Annotated in this window: 21 protein-coding genes; 13 read left to right on the top strand and 8 right to left on the bottom strand. The window is 54.1% G+C overall.

From position 1 onward, the window contains the following. Positions 1-2: 2 nt before the first annotated feature. The 5 genes from ACYVHB_RS12560 to ACYVHB_RS12540 form a co-directional block, all read right to left on the bottom strand. Positions 3-2,054: a hypothetical protein gene (locus ACYVHB_RS12560; RefSeq protein ID WP_461052084.1), complete on the bottom strand. Its 2,052-nt coding sequence runs from the start codon at positions 2,052-2,054 to the stop codon at positions 3-5. Positions 2,055-2,161: 107 nt separating this feature from the next. Continuing rightward, positions 2,162-2,869, bottom strand: a complete 708-nt coding sequence (gene nfi, locus ACYVHB_RS12555) for a deoxyribonuclease V (protein WP_461052083.1) — start codon at positions 2,867-2,869, stop codon at positions 2,162-2,164. A 92-nt stretch (positions 2,870-2,961) separates the two neighbouring features. Further along, positions 2,962-4,479: a S41 family peptidase gene (locus ACYVHB_RS12550; RefSeq protein ID WP_461052082.1), complete on the bottom strand. Its 1,518-nt coding sequence runs from the start codon at positions 4,477-4,479 to the stop codon at positions 2,962-2,964. A gap of 77 nt (positions 4,480-4,556) precedes the next feature. Beyond that, a complete protein-coding gene (locus tag ACYVHB_RS12545) occupies positions 4,557-5,702 on the bottom strand; it encodes a helix-turn-helix domain-containing protein (protein ID WP_461052081.1) in 1,146 nt (381 codons plus the stop codon). Positions 5,703-5,725: 23 nt separating this feature from the next. Then, positions 5,726-6,349: a hypothetical protein gene (locus tag ACYVHB_RS12540; protein ID WP_461052080.1), complete on the bottom strand. Its 624-nt coding sequence runs from the start codon at positions 6,347-6,349 to the stop codon at positions 5,726-5,728. Between the two features lie 267 nt (positions 6,350-6,616). On the opposite strand from ACYVHB_RS12540, the gene ACYVHB_RS12535 reads away from it, so the two are divergent. From ACYVHB_RS12535 to ACYVHB_RS12525, 3 genes are all read left to right on the top strand, one after another. After that, complete coding sequence (locus tag ACYVHB_RS12535) at positions 6,617-7,867, top strand: hypothetical protein (protein ID WP_461052079.1); 1,251 nt, start codon at positions 6,617-6,619, stop codon at positions 7,865-7,867. A gap of 78 nt (positions 7,868-7,945) precedes the next feature. Beyond that, the gene (locus ACYVHB_RS12530; RefSeq protein ID WP_461052078.1) at positions 7,946-9,736 is read left to right on the top strand and encodes a hypothetical protein; all 1,791 of its coding nucleotides are present in this window, start codon (positions 7,946-7,948) and stop codon (positions 9,734-9,736) included. 70 nt (positions 9,737-9,806) lie between these two features. Next, positions 9,807-10,745, top strand: a complete 939-nt coding sequence (locus tag ACYVHB_RS12525; RefSeq protein ID WP_461052077.1) for a sugar phosphate isomerase/epimerase family protein — start codon at positions 9,807-9,809, stop codon at positions 10,743-10,745. 56 nt (positions 10,746-10,801) lie between these two features. On the opposite strand, the gene ACYVHB_RS12520 is transcribed toward ACYVHB_RS12525, so the two are convergent. After that, complete coding sequence (locus ACYVHB_RS12520; protein ID WP_461052076.1) at positions 10,802-11,941, bottom strand: App1 family protein; 1,140 nt, start codon at positions 11,939-11,941, stop codon at positions 10,802-10,804. A gap of 16 nt (positions 11,942-11,957) precedes the next feature. After that, positions 11,958-12,551, bottom strand: a complete 594-nt coding sequence (locus ACYVHB_RS12515) for a TIGR04282 family arsenosugar biosynthesis glycosyltransferase (protein WP_461052075.1) — start codon at positions 12,549-12,551, stop codon at positions 11,958-11,960. An 87-nt stretch (positions 12,552-12,638) separates the two neighbouring features. Between ACYVHB_RS12515 and ACYVHB_RS12510 the strand changes: the two genes are divergently transcribed. From ACYVHB_RS12510 to ACYVHB_RS12475, 8 genes are all read left to right on the top strand, one after another. Then, a complete protein-coding gene (locus ACYVHB_RS12510; protein WP_461052074.1) occupies positions 12,639-13,013 on the top strand; it encodes a Rid family detoxifying hydrolase in 375 nt (124 codons plus the stop codon). An 84-nt stretch (positions 13,014-13,097) separates the two neighbouring features. Beyond that, positions 13,098-14,636, top strand: coding sequence for a glutamate--tRNA ligase (gene gltX, locus ACYVHB_RS12505; RefSeq protein ID WP_461052073.1), 1,539 nt, complete (start codon positions 13,098-13,100; stop codon positions 14,634-14,636). A gap of 60 nt (positions 14,637-14,696) precedes the next feature. Then, on the top strand, positions 14,697-14,987 hold the full coding sequence (locus ACYVHB_RS12500; protein ID WP_461052072.1) for a hypothetical protein: 291 nt from the start codon (positions 14,697-14,699) through the stop codon (positions 14,985-14,987). 141 nt (positions 14,988-15,128) lie between these two features. Next, the gene (locus tag ACYVHB_RS12495) at positions 15,129-15,905 is read left to right on the top strand and encodes a TIGR00266 family protein (protein ID WP_461052071.1); all 777 of its coding nucleotides are present in this window, start codon (positions 15,129-15,131) and stop codon (positions 15,903-15,905) included. Between the two features lie 3 nt (positions 15,906-15,908). Further along, positions 15,909-16,184, top strand: a complete 276-nt coding sequence (locus ACYVHB_RS12490) for a DUF4160 domain-containing protein (RefSeq protein WP_461052070.1) — start codon at positions 15,909-15,911, stop codon at positions 16,182-16,184. Beyond that, positions 16,181-16,483, top strand: a complete 303-nt coding sequence (locus tag ACYVHB_RS12485) for a DUF2442 domain-containing protein (protein ID WP_461052069.1) — start codon at positions 16,181-16,183, stop codon at positions 16,481-16,483. Before ACYVHB_RS12490 ends, ACYVHB_RS12485 begins: the two co-directional genes overlap by 4 nt. Before the next feature lie 13 nt (positions 16,484-16,496). After that, positions 16,497-16,787 carry a hypothetical protein gene (locus tag ACYVHB_RS12480; RefSeq protein WP_461052068.1) on the top strand — a complete coding sequence of 97 codons (291 nt, stop codon included), beginning with the start codon at positions 16,497-16,499 and terminating at the stop codon, positions 16,785-16,787. 111 nt (positions 16,788-16,898) lie between these two features. Next, positions 16,899-17,651 carry a hypothetical protein gene (locus tag ACYVHB_RS12475; RefSeq protein WP_461052067.1) on the top strand — a complete coding sequence of 251 codons (753 nt, stop codon included), beginning with the start codon at positions 16,899-16,901 and terminating at the stop codon, positions 17,649-17,651. Between the two features lie 87 nt (positions 17,652-17,738). On the opposite strand, the gene ACYVHB_RS12470 is transcribed toward ACYVHB_RS12475, so the two are convergent. After that, a complete protein-coding gene (locus ACYVHB_RS12470) occupies positions 17,739-18,608 on the bottom strand; it encodes a YitT family protein (protein ID WP_461052066.1) in 870 nt (289 codons plus the stop codon). A gap of 68 nt (positions 18,609-18,676) precedes the next feature. Between ACYVHB_RS12470 and gldD the strand changes: the two genes are divergently transcribed. Both gldD and ACYVHB_RS12460 read left to right on the top strand, forming a co-directional pair. Continuing rightward, positions 18,677-19,273, top strand: coding sequence for a gliding motility lipoprotein GldD (gene gldD, locus ACYVHB_RS12465; protein ID WP_461052065.1), 597 nt, complete (start codon positions 18,677-18,679; stop codon positions 19,271-19,273). A gap of 82 nt (positions 19,274-19,355) precedes the next feature. Then, entirely contained in the window at positions 19,356-19,784 is a 429-nt protein-coding gene (locus ACYVHB_RS12460) for a c-type cytochrome (RefSeq protein WP_461052064.1), read from the top strand. Positions 19,785-19,991 lie beyond the last annotated feature (207 nt).

Genomic DNA, 19,991 nt, shown 5'->3' with positions numbered 1-19,991 from the left:
AATTAGCGGCCTGAGTCGATCCGGCCAAACGCGTTCTTCAATCGTACCAGTTCCCGGTTACGCAGACTGATCGAGTCCTGGGCCTGCTGGCTCAGGCTGCGGGCCGCACTGTCGGACAGGAACCAGCCCAGCGGGTAGTTATCGTTGTAGGCTAACCGGAGCGTCAGGTAGTTGGTTTTAGGATTGGCGAAACGATCCATGAATGAGTTGAACATGTTGTCGCGGGTAATGGACCCGTTGTCCCAGGCGTTGAAAAAACCCAGTAGTGGTATCCTGATTGCCTGTAACATGGAGCGCTTCCGGGGTAGCCGCCCGACGGTGTTGCTATTCTGAATAAAAATGATGTACGGAATAACCGTCACCCGTTTTGCCCTATCCAATGCCGCTAACCCTCGAATGGACGGAACAAGGTTGTTGAGTAACTGAATACAAGTTTCAACGCCCGAGTTGTCTAAATAACCCCCGTCGACAACGTGCCCGCCGTATCGGCGTTCTCGCCCGGTCTGATCGGCACTGTCGCGCTCAATCAATCCCCCATTGGTGACGACTGGGAACCGGCTGGACAGCGACGCGGCCGTTTTGAGCGGTACGTCGGTTCCGAGCACGTCGAGCGTCGACACAACATCGTTGAAATAGCGCGGGTCGAGTTGAAGATTGGACGTAATGGTCTTCTGGCCCGATTCGGCTAAGGTACCATTCAGTAGCAGCGACGGCAAGTCGTAGTTATAACCCGTTGGGGCCTGATACAACTGCGTTAGCGATTCGTCAAGGGTTTTCAGGCCGAGGTTGTCGTGGTAGGAGTCAGCCCAGGAATCCTCGAGCCACTTGGCCCGTTCCAGGCGGGGAATTGGTACCGGTATGACCCGCTGAAGCGACTCTGGAAACAGCAATGCAGCCGACACCGCCGACAGATAATCATCGCGAATCACGTTTCTGAACCGGCCGAACTGCGCGATGCGTCGCTGTTGCGGTACGTCGCGCAGGAAAGCCGTGTAGAACACCGTGCCAACTCCCCCGCCTGATACGCCACTGAGCGCGTAAACGTGCCGACTGAATCCCGGAATGATGGAATCCAGCCGAATAAGCGTTTCCGCCGTCCAGTTGAGTGCCCGAATGCCGCCCCCCTCGGCCGCTACGAGCACCAGTGGAATGGTGTCGCCGTCCGCTTTTCGCCGGTTGGCTATCCATTGAGCAAAGTGTGTCTCGATGGTTGGACGTTCCGCAACCGACGGTACAGAGGGGCCACTGGCCCGCCGAACGGCGGTGTTATCGTTCCAGGCACTGATGATAATCAGGTAAGCGCCCACCAGCAGCACGAGTGGACGGTAGCGATAATCGTTGAAATAGACAAGCAGACTGCCCCAGAACGTGAGCAGCGAAATGCCAAAAATGATAACGGCTGTTGGGCGGAGCCGCCGGGCTAACTCCCACTCCACGGGCAGGCAGAAAAGCAGCAGCAGGAAACCCGTCAGCACGAAGCCGCTGCGTAGTGTCAACCGCCCAAGCGGATGCCGCCACAACTCCCGAATATCGTACCTGAAATTAGTGTAGCGATTAGAGAAATTCCAGCCTTTGGGCAGGGCAAAAACCGGCACCCGCCGTTCGACCCGTAGAAATAGGGCCAGCATCAGCCCGCTTTCGCCTAATAGCAGGTAGGAGTGCCAGTGGGCCGGTTGCCAGAAAGCAATTGCCAGAATGAGCGCGGGAATTATGCCGCCGAGTTTAGGCAGCCACCGCAGCAGCCGGTCGCACTCGTCGTTGATGCGCAGGCCAACGGGCGAAATGTGCAGAATCATGCGGGTGCTTCCGTAAACGACCCAGCCCCAGACGAACGCACTGAGCAGAATGTACCCAAACAACCGACTGAACACGCCCGTGTCGATCACGGCATAAATCATGTCTTCGGCCTGATCGGGAACGGTCAGAACGTAGAACGCGGTGGCCAGCGTGACGATGATTATGAACGCATTGCGCTGTGTTTGGTAAAACGCAACGATGTAGTTTCGGATTTGCTGCGAGAGACTGGAGCGATGAGTAGATTGGACCTGGTACATGGATCAGCGTATGACTACCCTGAAGATAGCCCCCCGTTACATACTAATCAATGATTGATTGTTAATTTCGCGTAGTCCGCCAATGACAGGGTTGCCAGATCCTGAAGTCAGTTAGCACTGACCTGCCCACTCCTCCGTAACGCGTTTACCAAATTGTGCGCCCGGCGCGTCGGTTCGGGAATCCGGTAGCCGAATCCACGGCGGCCCCCATCGCATTGCAAGGTCAAAGCAATTGCCGTTTCGAGGTCGATCAGGTGGCCGGGCGATACGTAGACGGGATTGACCTTGTTTTTCGTGCGCAGAGCCGCGCCAATTACATCCTTGTAATGCGTCATGGGCGACCACGAGCCGCGTTCCAGTGCTGGTTCGTCATACTTGCCGACCAGTACAGATTTGCCACAGCCGAAGGTTGGCCGGTTCAGGAACAGGCCGCCGTGGGAGGCAATTCCGATCCGGCGCGGATGCGCGATGCCGTGACCGTCGAACATGACCACGTCTGGTTCGGTCCTGAGCTTCGCCCACGCTTCGAGCAAGGATGGAATCTCCCGAAACGACAGCAGGCCCGGAATGTACGGAAACGGGGCCGTGCTGATTACGCCCGCTTCCTCAATGGTTTCCAGCGTTTCCAGATCAAGTACCACAATACCAGCGTACACCGTCTCCTCAAATTTGTTGAACGAGATGTCGCAGCCCGCGATGGTTTGGGGCGTTTTGGTCAGCGGCTCAATACGAATCTGCGAACGTAGCTGTTGTTGCAGCGCGACGGCTTCGGTGGGGGAGAGATTCCAGTCGTGGAGGGGTTGGTAGTGGGCCATGCGAGTACGGGAAGTTTGCAGTCCATATACCCAACCAATCGTGCTTTAAACGGTTTGCCGAAAGTTCACAACCGTGTCGCCGTTCTGACGCACTATCGACGCTGTTCCCGAATCAGTTTTGTCAAAAAATTCAGTTGCGAATCTGTGCGGTTCAAGATGTCATTGATCGTGACCGGCACGTAGTAATCGGGTATTGTGCCGCGCCCTTTCTCTTTTTGTTCCGGCACGGCATTGTCATAGTAAACCAATGGAGTGCTCACCTCAATACCCGACTTTGGCAGCTCGAGGTTAATGAAACTGCTGCCGTTGCCACCTTCGTAGGCACCGCCGGATTCGACACCTACGAATACGCCTACTTTATTAGCGTGGGCCACAGCCAAAAACTCGGAGGCCGTCGAAACACTCTCGCCATCCATCAGGATATAAACCCGGCCCCGGAACCGGTTGGGTTTGGGGGTGTAGCGTTTAGCCTCCCGCGTATCGCTGCCTTGTTTGAGCGTGAACGTACCATCCGTTTCAGGAATCAACTCGTTCTTTACATTCTTCCGGTCTGCTTCGGATAGGTCAGAGAACTGGATAAACTCAGAACTATCCGTTACACTATGTTGTCGAGCGTAGTAGGGTACGGCTGAGTCGGTTTTCATCAGATACGTGAACAGTTCGATGCCCTGACTGTCCCAGCCGCCGGTGTTCGCTCTGACATCGACAATCAGATTTTGAATCTGCTTCTTCTCTAACTTGAGCATTGCCTGGTCCATGAACCTGCGAAAAACGGTGATCGCCTGCCCGCCGTTTTTCGCGCCTTCGCCCCCAAAGGCGTCGAGTCGCAGGAAAGCCGTATGCGCCAGCGAGTCAGGAAAGTATAGCCGCCAGGGGTGTTTGGGGTTTCTTCGGTTATACCACGTCAGCATCTGTTTATTGACGGGATTCTTCTTCATAATTTTCAATGAAGTGCCAAACGGTTTTGCAGGCGCGTTAACGCGTACCGTATCGCCGGTTGGGGTTCGGAAGCTGAGCCGGTACATATCAGGTTGTTCAATGTACCAGTAATAAAACAGGACAAACAACTGCCCTCTTATTGCCTGAACTTTCGAGGTTTCGATGTAGCCGTCGGACCAGTGATAGTGGAAGAGCTGCTGCCGGATCGACTCCATCGACCGTCCGTTAATGCTGAGCAGTTCAAAGCCGGGCTTGATAGTCTGGTCAGTCGTACCGTTGAAGAGAACGTAAGAACGGTTCTGAATGGGCACCATGATAAACGGTAATGTTTTCAGCGTACCGGCAAATTGCTCGCGCCACTTCTTGTGCGGAAATGCGTGCGTATGAGCGCAATGAACATCACCCAGCAGCGCAGACACAACCTTGAAAAAGGCATAAAAAGGCATCGGCTGGCTCAGGCTACGGTCAATGCTGTCCATTTTGGGCTGCATGATCGTTTTGGGCGTGTAGCGGTACAGGCCGGGATGCGTTTCTTCGAGCAGCCGACGCAGGTAGCGCAAATCGGCCTGCATGTCGGCGGGTTGAAGAATTTTCGTTTGCAACGAATCCGTTCCCGGTTGAGCATTGCTTAAGAAAGATGATACGAGCAGCAGGCAGAGAAGGGCTTTCATAGTACGTCGTTTTTTGCTGTGAAGCACACGCAAAATGACGTATGGAGCTACTCAAATCTGGATTTGAGCGGTAATTTTCAAGATTCCGCTGCCTGTCGCCCCACATATTCCTTCGGCGACACGCCCGTCGTCTGCCTGAACGCCCGCTGAAATGTAGCCTGCGAATTGAAGCCGCACTCGAATGCGATGCCCGTCAGCGTCAGATATTCATTGGCGGAATTCGTCAATTGACCTTTCACCGCTTCGACGCGGTACTCATTAACGAACGTATTGAAGCTCTTTTGCAGATGCTGATTGAGTACGAATGAAACCGTTTTCGGCGGTAACTGCGTGTGCCGTCCAACCTTCTCAACGGTCAGTTCCGGATCGAGGTACAGCTTGTCCGTCGCCATAGCCGTCGTAAGCAAATAGACTGCCCTGTCAACGGTTTCGGCGGGAATGGGCGTGGCGCTGACTTTGCGGTTCGCCACGCTGACCGGGCTGTTTCGGGCGTAGAAATATCCTTTCAATCCTAACCAATAAATCAGGATTACAATCGGAATGTAAATCGGATACCAGCCAAATCTATCCAGCAACGGCTCCCGCAGGGCAGGAATGATGTAGGGTACTAAATGAACGAGCCATACACCCTGAAAAATTAGAAAGACGTTTACGAACTGCCGAAGCCACTGTAAATTCGGTTGCTGACTGCCGGTGTTGCCAACGTTGTGAGCATGTTGTTGCTGTTGGAGAAGTTGTCTTGTAAGAATCAGATAGATTGTCACCGATAGCCAGCGGGGAATGTCGGCGTAGGTTTCATACTCATTCATAATGCGCCCCCAGGTCGGTCCCTGCTCCTGCTGAAAGAAGCCAAGAAGCAGACCGCTGATGAATACCCAGCCGATAAGTTTGGCCCCCCAATCCAGCACGACGGGATAAAAATGCAATCGTTCGGTCCGGCCAAGACTAAACGCGGAATCGAGTATAGATTTGGCGTAAAAGTAGATGAGTGGTCCCAACGGCATGACCATGAAGAAGGGAAATAGATCCAACGCGTGGCTTATCCAGCGATTGGCGACCGGCACGCCAACAGCCAGACTCATCAAGGCCAGCAACCCAATAAGGCCCGCCAAGAGCCGGTTTGACAGGCGGTTGCCCTTTCGGCTCGTCCACAGCAGGATAGCCAAGATGAATCCCTGCAAAGAGCCGAGTAGCAGGATGAGGTCTAAAGGCGCAATGGTCATGGAAAGAAACCTGGGACAGTTGCCTACTCCAAAATCTTCACCCGAATGCGGTGCGGGGCGGGTTGGTTGCCGCCGAAGTACAGGCCCGTTTTGTAGCCGAAGGTTTTGTTGTGCGTAAACGGAATGGGCTTGCCGCCGAGGATTTGGTACAGCTTCCGGTCGTAGTCGATTTTGATGGTCAATCGGGTGGGCGTGTTCAGCGCTGTTTCGGCCACTTTGAAGTCGATGCGCTTTCCGTCCACGTACGCGTAAGCGCTCAGGTCGATCCGGCCGCGCTGAGGATTCCACCGCCAGCCCACCCGTGCTCCGTCGATCTGGTGCGGGGGTGTTCCAACCGTAACATCCTGGTTTTTGGAGCCAACGAAGCCTAACCCGATGACCTTATTCCAGTCAAATTCGTCTTCCTTGCCAATGTCGTAGATGCAGGAACTGTCGAAGGTGACCGTTGCTGAGACCTCAGTGGGGCTGAAGAGCACCCCAACTTTACGCTTGGGCAGGGACTCGTGGTCTCCGGCCTCAATAACGACCCAATCGGGATTTGATACCAAAAAATCGGGTATGCAGGCACTCATGAACAGGCAGATACCCAGAAGAATACCGGCTGCCTGCACAGTTTTTTGGCGTGGAATGATTAGTACGGGCTCCATTGATAGCGAATGATAATGGGGTGTTAACGGGTCTGCCTCTACAAATAACGCGGTAAATTGGTAAATGTGATGTCCCATTCCCTCGAAAGCGCACGGTCCAACGTCGTTCTGCGACTGTCTGGTGATTGATTTAGAGCCGTTTATCCATAAACTTATCTGGGATTTGTCAACCTTTTCGTAAATTTCTGCCGCTTCGGACATCCGAAGCGTCGGACGGTTCAGTACCGGTCCGTGCGGTCCAGGTCCATACTAAAACCACAGCAGCTTATGCAACCGGCTATTCCTTCCTCCATTGAATCTGTTCGGGAGCGCCCTGCCGTTCTCGTAACGAATTGGCTCTTAAACATTCCAATTTACATCTACGCGGTTGTTCTCTCCTCGTTCTGCGTGGTTATGGGCCTGCTTTGGGACATCATGTGGCACATGAGCATCGGCCGCGACGGGCTGTTTGCGCCCCCGCACGTGGTTATTTACGTGGGGGCGGTGGTGTCCGGCCTTTTCTCGGCGTACCAGATTTTGAGCCTGACGTTGACCAAAAATCACCCCGGCCGCACCAGTGCCGTGCCGTTTTGGGGTGTTTTCTACGGACCGCTGGGGGCCATGTTCAGCGTTTGGGGAGCGTTGGCCATGCTTACCTCGGCTCCCTTCGATGACTGGTGGCATAATACCTACGGACTCGACGTTCAAATTTTGACGCCCCCGCACACCATCCTCGCCATCGGCATTATGACCATGCAATTTGGCGCAATGGTTGGGGTGCTGGCGCTACAGAATCAATACCGGGGACTGCCGACCAAGCCCGACACTGACGACGCACGCCGGGCCACCCGATTGAAGTGGTTGTTTGCTATCTCGGCCGGTCTGCTGCTGGTAGCGCTGTTTACGATGGTAGCCGAGTCGATGGTTCGCTATCGGGCGCACAACTCATCCTATTATATCGTCGGAGCCATCATTCTGCCGTTTTATCTGCTGGCCGCAGGACGGGCGTCGCTGCTGCGCTGGCCCATCACGACTATTGCCGCTTTATACATGTTGTTTCTGGCCGGGCCAAGCTGGGTGCTGCAACAGTTTCCGGCAACGCCCCGACTCGGGCCGGTGCTGAATCCGATTACCCATTACCAGGCGTTTGTTTTTCCGCTGCTGCTGATTATTCCGGGTCTCGCCCTCGACTGGCTTATGCACCGCTTCGACAAATCCACAGTTGGCAAACGCCCGCTGAACGACTGGTTGCTGGCGGGATTGCTGGCTGTCGCATTTATGCTCGTGCTGTTGGCTGTTCAGTGGCCGTTCGGCGAGTTTCTACATACGTCGCCTTTCGCCCAAAACTGGTTTTTTCTGTCCAATTCCTGGACCTACGACAGTCCCCCCGACTGGCAGTACCGTCATAAATTTGCGCCCTGGAATCTTCAGTCGGCGGGCGAATTTGCCATTGGTTTTGGCAAAGCGCTGTTCTACGCTTTTCTGTCAGCCCGTGTTGGGCTGTACTGGGGCAACTGGATGAAGCGGGTCGTGCGGTAAGTGAGTAGCGAAAGGGTGAACCGGAACCGCACCGGCGGAACGGCCGGACCGGAGCAAAAGAGTGGAAAATTCAACAGTATGAGTAACAATAGTATAGCACGAACAGGGTCGCGTTTGAGAAAGTGGTTAGTGACCGCACTTTCGCTCTTTCTCTCATTCACACTTTCGCTCATTGGCAATGCGCACGTGGGCAGTTCGGGGGTGATTGTGCAGAAACAGGTCGGTAAATACGGGCTTTTAGTGAGCATTCAGCCGCCCGACGTGGTGCCGGGAACGGCCAAAGTAACGGTGTTTGTGGAACAGGGACGAGCGAGCGACATTGGCGCACGACCCATATTTTTTGGCTCCGGCGACAAAGGCGCTCCCATGCACGACGAACTGACGCGCACGGGTACTGGCCGGTTTGAGGGCGATTTGTGGCTGATGGACGCGGGTTCGTCGAGCATCGAACTGGTCATTGACGGTCCCGACGGACGGCAGCGGGTGGTGGTGCCCGTGATGTCGGTAGCGACCGCCCTGCGCACCATGCCCGAAGGTACGGGTGCTGGTCTGGCCCTGATGGGCCTGCTGCTGGTGGTGATGATGATCACCATTATTGGTGCCAGCAACGCCGATGGTGTCATCAAGCCCGGCCAAACAGCTCCGGCTGCGCTCGGTCGGCGTCGGTTGGTGGGGATGGGCGTTGGCGCGGTGGTGCTGGCGCTAATGCTGACGGGCTGGCGGTTTTGGTGGAACAGTTCGGCTGAACAATACCGTACGGAGCAACTCTATCGCCCGTTGCGTATTGAGGCATCGGTTGGGCAGGCTTCCGGTCAGACGGCTTCGGCTCAGCCGCAATTAATTATTCAGATCGATACTACCGGCTTTGGCGGCACGTCGGTTACTGGTCGTCGGCGCAGTACGCCCCAGCAACGGCGACGGCTCAGCTTCGTCATTCCTGACCACGGTAAGTTGATGCACACGTTTTTGGTCAGAATGCCGGGCCTGGATGCTTTCGCTCACCTGCACCCCGACCGGCGCGACACCCTGACTTATCAGGCCGCACTACCCCCGCTGCCCGCTGGTAAATACTTGCTGTATTCTGATATTGTATTTCGTTCCGGTTACGCCGAAACGATGACCGATACCGTAGTTATTGCGGGTAACGATAGACAGGCATACGTACCCTTAGACCGCCGTGCGACCGGTGTCGCCCCGGTAGGTACGCCGAAGCGGCACCGGCCGGAGCGGGACCGCGACGATAGCTGGCTCGTTACTAATCCGATGGGCGTGAAGGTAGGCAGCGAAAATGTGCCGCATTTAGACAATGAGATGGTCGTGTGCGGCAAGCCCGGTGCCAGTATGAAACTCGCTGACGGCTCGTCGATGCTCTGGATGGATAAGCCATCAGCGGTGCAGGAAACGGGTAAATTGTACAATCTGAAATTTGCTGTGGCCGATTCGTTAGGCAAAGCCGCCACCCTGGAGCCGTACCTCGGTATGGGCGGTCACGCGGTTATTCTGCGCTCCGACGGTTCGGTTTATATTCACCTGCACCCCGTGGGTACGTATTCGATGGCCGCTGAAGGATCATTTGTGGGGCGGCTGGCCGACACCGCCCGGACATTTCAATATCCCGACGCGAACCAGTTCCGCGACAGCATCGACCGCTACGTGACCCGGCTCCGTACCCTGCCCGACGCCGAAAAGAACCGGATACTGATGACTGGAATGTCCGGAATGAACCATAAAATGCCTGCCAACAACATGGTCGAGTTTCCGTATGCCTTCCCCCGCGCCGGACACTACCGAATCTGGGTGCAGGTCAAACGCAACGGTCAGGTACTAACGGGTGTGTTCGATGCGGAGGTGAAAGACCCGTTGCTGTAGCGGGGAGCTAATTTATCCTTTGTATACCCATTTATTCAGTAGATAAAGCCCGTTTTTGTATTTACCGTTCATGTCTCAATCCTCAGTCACCCGTCGCCAGACGCTGGCCGCCCTGACCGCCACAGTTGGCGGATCTGTTTTCCCAGAATCGGCCCAGTCGGCCCCTAAACTGTCGCCGTTCACGCTTTGCTTAAACATGAGCACTATCCGGGGCCACAAATTAGGCTTCGTGAAGGAACTCGAAACGGTTTCCAAAGCAGGTTTTCGCTCGGTCGAAATCTGGATCGACACACTCCAGGACTATATGAAACAAGGTGGCACGGTTGCTGATGCCCGCAAACGGATCAGTGATCTGGGAATTACCATCGAAAACCTGATTGGATTCTCACCCTGGATCATTGATGATGAATCCGCCCGTGCTAAGGGCCTCGACCAGATGAAACGCGAAATGGCGCTGCTGGCCGAACTGGGCTGCAAACGCACCGCTGCCCCACCCGTCGGGGCGCAGACGCCCAACAGTCCTTCTATTGACCTGCGCCAGGCCGCCGAACGATACCGCGCCATCCTCGACCTTGGCGACCAAACGGGCGTGGTGCCACAACTGGAACTGTGGGGATTCTCAAAAAACCTGAACAAGTTAAGCGAGGTCATGTACGTGGCCATTGAAAGCGGTCACCCCTCGGCGCGGGTGCTGCTGGACATCTATCACCTTTACAAAGGTGGGTCGAGTCAGGCCGGTTTATCGCTTGTTGGCAAACCCGCCACCGACGTTTTCCACGTCAACGATTACCCGGCCAACCTTCCCCGCGAGGCCATTACTGACGCTGATCGGGTATTTCCGGGTGATGGTGTAGCGCCCATTCGCGAAACGCTCAGTATGATTAAGCGTGCTGATAAACCCATCGTGCTGTCGCTGGAGGTATTTAACAAAAGCTACTACGCTCAGCCCGCTCAGGATGTGGCCAATACAGCAATGGCGAAGATGAAGGCGATGGTAGCGGGTGTGTGAGTGCATGAGTTTATAGTTTGTTGTCCCGGCGGGGAACCGCAACTACAAACCACAAACTATTCTTTATCCGCCCGCCGGTCGGCCCTGATCTCCGGAATCGTGTCGGGGTCAATGAGGCCGAGGGTGGCCGCGTGCTCAGCGGCAGCGACGGTATCCGTCACGAGTAGCATCGGAACGTTGGCGGCTTCGGTCGTGCGAATTAGCTCACGAACCGATGCGTCGCGGGTTTCCGGCGTCACGTCGCGGATGTAGATGGCCCGGATACGCCCCGGATTTTCGCGGACGACCTGCGTGTAGATTTCGGGGTCCTGCTGACCACTGTCGCCGATGAGCACAAACGTCAATTGCGGGTTAACATCCAGTACCTTCCGAATCATAGCCAATTTATGCGTGTGGTGCGATCCCGATGACAGTAGATTCGGGTCCAGGCCCAAATCGCGGAGCAGAATTGGGCCTTTCGGAATACCCTGAATCCGGAAAAAGTCGATGAGCAAATCATACAAATTCCACGGGCTGCTCGACACGTAATAAATAGGATTAAACAGCGTCGTGAGTGGGCCGCTTTGCAACGCCCGGTAAAAAGCCGCCACGCCCGCAAAAGGCAACCGCGTGTAGGCGTTTCCCAGAAATGTGAGCCGGGCAGTCTGAAGCATACTCGTCGCTCCCGTCACCAGCACCGTATCGTCAATGTCGGAGATAACGCCGAACTGGCTAAACGGGGGCGACACCATCATGTGCCCGTCTTTGCTGACTGGTTCCTGCGTATTAGGCTGGGTGATGCCGTCGAGTGAGTAGCGCACCGGAAACCACACCCGGCCAGGAAACAAATTGAGTAAATCATTGGGTGGGTTAATGGTCACCTCAAAGTAGCCTTCTTCGTCGGTAACGGCCGTATGCGCCTGCCCGAACGCTTCCACGCGCACCGTCACGCCCGGTACTTCGTCGCTCTCGAAGCGCTGGTAAGTGGCCAGGACGTTCTCGAAGAATGTGTCATTGTCGGAGGGTGTACTGAGGTCCTTCTGGCGCAGAACACGGCCTTTGAGCCAAACGGCCGACGGACTACCGAATCCCCGGTAATACACAATTTTATAAGGTTTGTCCGCATCGAGCCGCCCGAAGAGACGTTCTTTAAGCCGGTCGAAATGCACCTCTGCATCAGCCGAGGTATTGACTAAGAATTCTTTCCAGGTGGTCATGTCAGTGTAGTAATTATCATGCGTTTTCGTAATCGGTCCATTCATCAATATCAGTCAGTTCCTCCAGCCGCTCGAACGTCAGGCCGTTTTGCACAATTGCCCGTTCGGTTAACTGTCGAAGTTCGGGCTGGCTCCACGGCATACCCTCAAACAAAAATGGGTGCAATTGCTTCATACCCAGTAAATAATAGCCGCCGTCCGTTGCTGGGCCAATTACAACGTCGGCCTCGTCTAATGCCAAAAACGCCCTTTCGATATGAGTAGGTGTGATGGATAAACAGTCGCTGCCAATGATGACTGCACGGTCTGGCGCGACCCGGTTGGCCCCTTGCTCAAACTGCTCCCGAAAGGCGGTCAGCATCCGTTCGCCGAGGGTTTGACCCGACTGTAGTTGTTTATCGTACCCGTTCCAGCCGTCATCCAGGTTGACAAAATCGCCGTAATAGACAACCCGGTGGCAGGTCAGTTGGCGGGTGATTTCCTGCGTATACCGAAGCAAATGCCGGTAGACCTCCGTAGCCCGTTCGTTACCAACAGTCCGGGCAATACGGGTCTTGACGGTGCCGGGAATGGGGTTTTTAACGAAGATGATAAGCGTATTTTCGGCCATGCGGGGGTTTGTCGGTAACTTTACGGGCGTAACGGTGATCGGACAACCGCTGTTACCCGACGATAAACAGACATACAATCAGAATCAATGAGCAAACAAATTGTTTATACCGAACAGGCACCAGCGCCCATCGGCCCCTACAGTCAGGCTGTGAAGGTATCCGCTTCGGCTATGTTGTTCGTGTCGGGGCAAGTCGCCATCGAACTGGCACCGCTGGGTGATATTCGGGCCGAAACGCAGCAGGTGATGAAGAATATCGGGGCCATTTTGTACGCTGCCGATATGGACTACACGAACATTGTAAAGGCCAGCATCTTTGTTAAAGACATGAACAACTTCGCAGCCATCAACGAGGTGTATGGTCACTATTTTACATCCGAACCGCCAGCCCGCGAAACCGTCGAAGTAGCCCGCCTGCCCAAAGATGTCAATGTTGAAATTTCAGTAATCGCTGTTCAATGAGTGAAAGAGCGAGAGAATGAATGAGCGAACATGCTTACTCGCTCATTCATTCTCTCGCTCTTTCATTCTTTCGCTCTTTAATCTATGTCAAAACCCGTTCGCGTTCGGTTCGCGCCCAGTCCTACTGGTCCACTTCACATCGGTGGTGTGCGTACCGCGCTTTATAACTACCTATTCGCCCGGAAGATGGGCGGAAAAATGTTGCTGCGCATTGAAGATACCGACCAAAATCGGTTTGTGCCAGGTGCCGAAGAATACATCATCGAGGCCCTTCGCTGGGTTGGTATTGAGATCGACGAAGGACAATCTGTGGGGGGACCTCACGCGCCTTACCGCCAGTCGGAGCGCCGGGCTATTTACCAGAAAGAAGCCCAACGGCTCGTTGACGAAGGCAAAGCCTATTATGCCTTCGATACGGCTGAGGAGTTAGACGCGATGCGGCAGCGGCTCGAAGACGCCAACGCTCCGGCCGCTCAGTACAACTCCATAACCCGGATGCAGATGCGTAACTCGCTGACCATGAAGGCCGACGACGTTCGCGCCCGTATGGACGCCGGTGAACCGTACGTGATTCGGCTCAAAACACCTCGCAAGGAAGAAGTCCGGCTCAACGACCTCATCCGGGGGTGGGTCAACGTGCACTCATCGGCGATTGACGACAAGGTGCTGCTGAAGTCGGACGGTCTGCCAACCTACCACCTCGCCAATATCGTGGACGATCACCTGATGGAGATTACGCACGTAATTCGAGGTGAGGAGTGGTTACCGTCGGCCCCGCTGCACGTGCTGCTGTACCGGTATCTGGGCTGGGAAGACACGATGCCGCAGTTTGCGCACCTGCCGCTGTTGCTGAAGCCCGAAGGCAACGGCAAGCTCAGCAAACGCGACGCCGACCTCGGTGGTTTCCCCATTTTCCCGCTGCAGTGGACCGATCCGGTTACGGGCGTGGTGGCCAAAGGATTTCGCGAAGAAGGGTACCTGCCCGAAGCAACGGTTAACTTTCTGGCCTTACTGGGCTGGAATCCCGGCACGGAGCAGGAACTGTTCTCAATGGATGAACTGATCGCCAGTTTCGACCTGACGCAGGTGCACAAAGCCGGAGCGCGGTTCGACATCCAGAAAGCGCAGTGGTTCAACCACCAGTACATCCGGCTACGGCCCGACGCCGAACTGGCCCCCGCCGTGCAGCAGCAAGCTGAAGCGGCCGGTTTCGACTGCCCACCCGCGAAAGCCGAAAAAATTGTGGCCCTGCTCAAAGGGCGTGTCAACTTTGACCACGAAATTTTTGCCGAAGCCGCCACTATTTTCAATGCGCCAACGACCTACGACGAGACCATCGCGGCCGCTAAATGGAACGATGATGCCGTGCGGGCGGTGACCGCCTTCCGCGATGCACTTCAGGCGTTCACCGGGAACTTTGTCGCCGACGACATCAAGCACACCTTGAGCGATGCCATGACGCAGGCAGGCATCAAGCAGGGAAAAATCATGCAGGCCATGCGACTGGCTCTGACCGGCTCCGGCGCAGGCCCGGACCTAATGCTGACGATGGAAATCATTGGGAAAGAAGAAACCGTTCGGCGGCTCGAAACCGCGTTAGCAATGTTGAAAGTACCAGCATAGAGCGCAGTTAAACATTTCGTTACTAACAAGACTTAACGCATAATATGCACCAAGACAATTATGGCTAAGAAGAAAATTAATCCCGACGAAAACGAAAAACCCCGCGTTCATAAAGAACTCGAAGGGTTCGATATTCAGATCAACTCGTTTGGCGAAATCACAACCAGTTTCGACATCGACAAAATCAATCAGTTTCTGAATAAAACGGTGGACGACAAAAAACTTCGCCACCGTACCGACCTCAACCTCAAGGGAGAACCCGTTGCGGATGATGCCGACGCGAAAGCCGATGAGGACGATGAACTGAACTTAGACGATGATATTGACCTGGACGAAAAGCCGAAACGATAAATTATCTGTGTGTGTTGGCCCAACTGGTGAAATCACCCGGTTGGGCTTTTTTTGTGCCGTTTATACGAAAAATGGTCTGTCGAATTCGGCATATTCTGTAGTTTCGACTCAATAAACTGGAACCCCAAACCTAACGCAACCATGTATTCCCACGAAATCGACTACAAAATCATCGGCGAAGACATTCAAATCGTCGAAATTGAACTCGACCCCAACGAAACCGTCATTGCCGAAGCCGGAGCCATGCTGTTTATGGAAGACGGTATTCAGTTTGAGACAAAAATGGGCGACGGTTCACAGCCCGATCAGGGCTTCATGGGTAAGCTGCTTCAGGCGGGTTCCCGGCTCATTACGGGCGAATCGCTGTTCATGACGCACTTCACCAACCGGGGTGTTGGCAAGCGTAAAGTAGCGTTTTCTGCTCCGTATCCCGGCACGGTACTGCCGATCAATTTAGGTGCCGTCTACGGCAATTCGCTCATTGTGCAACGCGACGCATTTCTGTGCGCGGCCCTCGGCACTAAACTTAGCATTCACTTCAACCAGCGGCTTGGTGCCGGATTTTTTGGCGGTGAGGGCTTCATTCTCCAAAAGATTCAGGGCGATGGGTTGGCGTTTGTTCATGCGGGTGGCGTAGTAATTGAGCGGACGCTGAACAACGAAATGCTGCGCGTGGACACGGGTTGCGTAGTGGCTTTTGAACCCAGTATCAATTTCGATATTCAACGGGCGGGCGGGCTGCGAAGCATGGTATTTGGGGGCGAGGGGCTGTTTATGGCGACGCTGCGCGGTTCGGGCAAAGTCTGGATTCAGTCGATGCCGATCTCCAAGTTAGTGGAGCGGCTGAGTGCATCGGGCGGGCAGGCTAACCGGGAAGGCGGTTCGGTGCTGGGGAAGTTGGGCGGGCTGCTGGATTAACCCATGCCGAAATTAGCGGTTTATGGAAATTTGGTATTTTATATCTTTGCTTACGATCTCATCGAACGGATGCACGTTCACGTCTCGAACACAAAAAGTCGTTCGGGCAAACCGGCCAAAATCTGGTTAGATACACTGGAGGTCTTTGAGCAGGGGAATTTAACAAATAAGGAAATTTCTACGGCGTTGAAATTGTTAGCGACAAACAAAGAATTACTTGAAAAGTCAATCCTTCACTTTGCGGCTGAAGGAAAGACGAAAACGCTGAACCTACGATGAGAGACGTTGGATTTAATACGGTGAAACCTGAGATCACCCGGATTTCATTTCGAAAAGCGGAGTTCATCACACTTCATTTAGAAGACGGCCGGGCGTTGGATGCCCCTTTGTCCCGCTTTCCCGGCATTGCTCAACTTTCACCGATTCAACGTCGGCATTATCACATTGCTGACGGCGATATTCTTTTATTCCGTGACGATGACGAAGTGTATCACATTCAGGATTTTTTAGGCACCTACGAAACGAACGCGTACCACTCGCCGGGCAAACAACAGGCTCGAACGCTGGTTAATGCATAAAGAGAATACAGTCATGGAAATCATTTGCACGAACGACAAATTTCCGGCACCGGTGCTGGCGTTTTATGCGGAGTTTGGTATTCAGACCCCCAAACAGGATCAACTCTATACCGTCCGGCAGGTGAAACGCCACACCACGGGCGAAACCGGCGTATTGCTCAACGAAATCCAAAACCCCGACGTGCCGGTGAAGCATCCGGTGATGGGTGAGGTTTGGTTTGAGCCAACATTCAACATCAACCGGTTTGCTACGCTGCTTGGTCAGCCGGTGCGGCAGGAGGAACTGGAGAACGTAAATGTGTAAGTAGCAAGTCAAATTTTTAGAATGAAAAAGTCACTTTGTTCAGTCGGAGTGACTTTTTTTATTGCCTACATTTCGGTCGACAAATTCATCAAACTAAAGGTTTGCAACGGTATGAAAAAGGGAATTGTAATTGCCAGCCTGCTTATTGGGCTGGTATCGTTCGTAAGTCAGGCGCAGGATACGACACGACGATCTGTGAGGGGGCTTCGCTTTAGTGTGGAGGTGCCGCTTGTGGACAATACCAGCTTAGTGCGTATTCAGGACAAACTGCTGCAAACCGGTCTCAATGCGGACGGCGTTGGTAGTTCGTTTGGGAACTTCGTGATCTCATTGGTGCGCGACAACCGAAAGTGGATGAGCGAAACGCGCTTTATCGGTACGTTGACAACCGAAGACGGACCCGTTGTGAGTGGGGCTGTTCGGCGGGGACGGCTGTATGGATTCGGTCTTGGCTTTACCGAAATGTACAGGCTTATCAACACGCGCCGGTTCATCGTGGGGCCAATGCTGGGGTACGATATTATGTGGTATCGGCTGTCGCTGCTGCCCGTCGACCGCGATAATGTCCTGCTGGCTAATGTGGCTGCTAACCCGGCGATTTACAACCCGGTAACGTTCCGGCAGGGGCTTTACGTGAATTTACACGGGGGCGTTGGGGCCGATGTTCGCGTTTACTGGTTTAAAAAAACGTATGACGAACTGCGCTTTGGGGCACGGGTAGGATATCAGTTACCGTTCCTGCGGAACCAGCAATGGGAGTTCAATGATGGTAATGTAGCCGACCTGCCTGCCTTTAAGGCTAACCTGCTCTACTATCAGGCTGGCCTTACTCTTTTTCTGAAGAAGCAACCAGGAAAGCGCTGACGCAAAGTGTTTAGAGGTGTTTGAGTGTGTACGTGCCTTGTCTGATGCAAATACGTACACACCTAAACACTCAAACCTTACCTACACTCAATGCAGCGGCAAACTCTTGACCTTACCGCCTGATACGTCATTAATGCCGTATTGAATCATAAACGCGTTGGGGTCGACTTCGTTGATAATTGCTTTCAACCGACCGATTTCGAGCCGGGTAATAACGGTGTACAGCACGTCGTGAGCCTCTTCCCGCACGCCCTGTTTGCCATGTCCCTGCTGACCGGCCAGCACCGTGACGCCCCAACCCATGTCGGCTAAGCGCGTTTGGATCTGTGGATGGTGGGGCGACACAATCAGAACGGCCGTGTATTCTTCCAGACCATGCACCAGAAAGTCGATCATTTTGGAAGCCGCGAAATACGTAATGATCGAATACAGCGCCAGTTCGATGGTCAGGAAAAAAGCCGCTGCCCCGAATATAATCACGTTGAGTAACAGAATTACGTCGCTGACTTTGAGGAGGTGACTACTGCGACTGATGAGGAGCGCGGCAATTTCGGTACCGTCCAGCACGGCCCCGCCCCGCATGGCCAGCCCAATACCAACACCAATGAAAAAGCCGCCAAAAACGGATGTTAGCAGCAGGTCGGGGGTGACGTCGGGGTAGGGGATAACGGCGAGACACACCGACAAGCCAACGATGGCGACGGCACTTTTCAGCGCAAACTGACCGCCAATCTGCCGGTAGCCAAGCGCGATGAACGGCAGGTTAATAACCGGAATCAGTACGGCAAGCGGCCACCCAATCACATCAGCCAGCAGCATGGAAACGCCCGTGACGCCCCCGTCGATGAAGCGGCTCGACAACAGAAATCCTTTCAGGCCCATACCCGCACTTAAAATGCCTGCAACGATCAATATAAAGTTTTTTACGGGCTGGAACCAGATGGGCCGTGGAGACATAGTGTCGAATTCTAGGGTTAGACTAAGAAAGTCGCACGCGTCGTTTGTATAGCGTTATGCCTTCTTTTATGAAATTAACTTCCAGTGCTCTCGTTGGGTTCGTTGTCCTGCTGCTCTCCGCCTGCGGGAGCAGCGACTCATCCGACACCTACGTGCCCAAACCGAAAGCCTACCCGCGCTTCGACCTGCCCGCCCCGCGCTACACCCTCCTCGAACCAACGCACCCCTATCAGTTCGAGTACAACAAAGTAGCCCGGATTCTGCCCGATACGTTCGCCCGCGCCGAACCGCACTGGATTTTCATTAACTATCCGGCTTTTCACGCCAGTGTTCAATTAACCTACAAGCCCATTCGGAACGACGTGAACCGACTGCGGGATTTCCTCGAAGATTCGTATAAACTGGCGGCCCGGCACAACATCAAAGCCTACGCCATTGAACAACGGACCCTTAAATTAAAGTCAGGTTTGGAAGCAAGCCTGATCGATCTATCGGGCGAGGTACCGAGCCAGGTGCAGTTCGTAACGACCGACTCGACAACCCATTTTCTGCGAGGGGCGTTGTATTTCAATACGGCCACCCAAAACGATTCGCTACAGCCGATTATTCAGTATATTCGGAAAGACGTGGTGCATCTGCTGAACACGCTGAAATGGCGTCGGTAAACGAGAATTGGGGGTTGTAAACTGTGGCAAAGTTCTGAACTTTGCCACAGTTTACAACCCCCAATGTCTCAACGTCTGTCCAATGAAGCTGCTCTTTTCGTTTCTCTTCTGTTTGTGGGTCTCCGATGCTGTTGCACAATCGCCAAAGCCCGTCACCACGTCAACCGTTGCTGTTTCAGCCGTAGCCGCCAAACCCGCTGGTCAGGCTATCTATGAGCAATATTGCTTAGCTTGCCACCAGGCCAACGGCTCCGGCGTCCCGAACCTGAACCCACCCCTGCGCGGCACCGACTGGGTCTTGGGCGACAAAACCCGGCTCATCAACGTGCTGCTCAAGGGCTTGCAGGGTCAGGAGATTGAGGGAGAATTTTACGATAATGTCATGCCTGCCCACGACTTTCTGAATGATACCCAAATCGCCGACGTGCTAACTTACATCCGCAACAACTTCGGCAACAAAGCCGACGCTGTTAAAGCCGATGAGGTGAAGGCCGTGCGAGCGGTGAAGTAAGTTTGTGAGTTCGTAGTTGCCAGTAACTACAAACCACGAACAATCTTTAACTTAAAGTGAGTTATAGATAAAGTTGCAGACCGCACCGGCGGACCGGCTCAGTCCTTCGACAAGCTCAGGATGACTGGCTAACCGCTATATATCAGCTAAACAGCTTGAGTAGGATGTCATCCTGAGCTTGTCGAAGGACTGAGCCGGTCCGCCGGT

The sequence above is a fragment of the Spirosoma arcticum genome (genome assembly GCF_054779955.1).
This window is presented reverse-complemented; position numbering and strand designations above follow the sequence as displayed.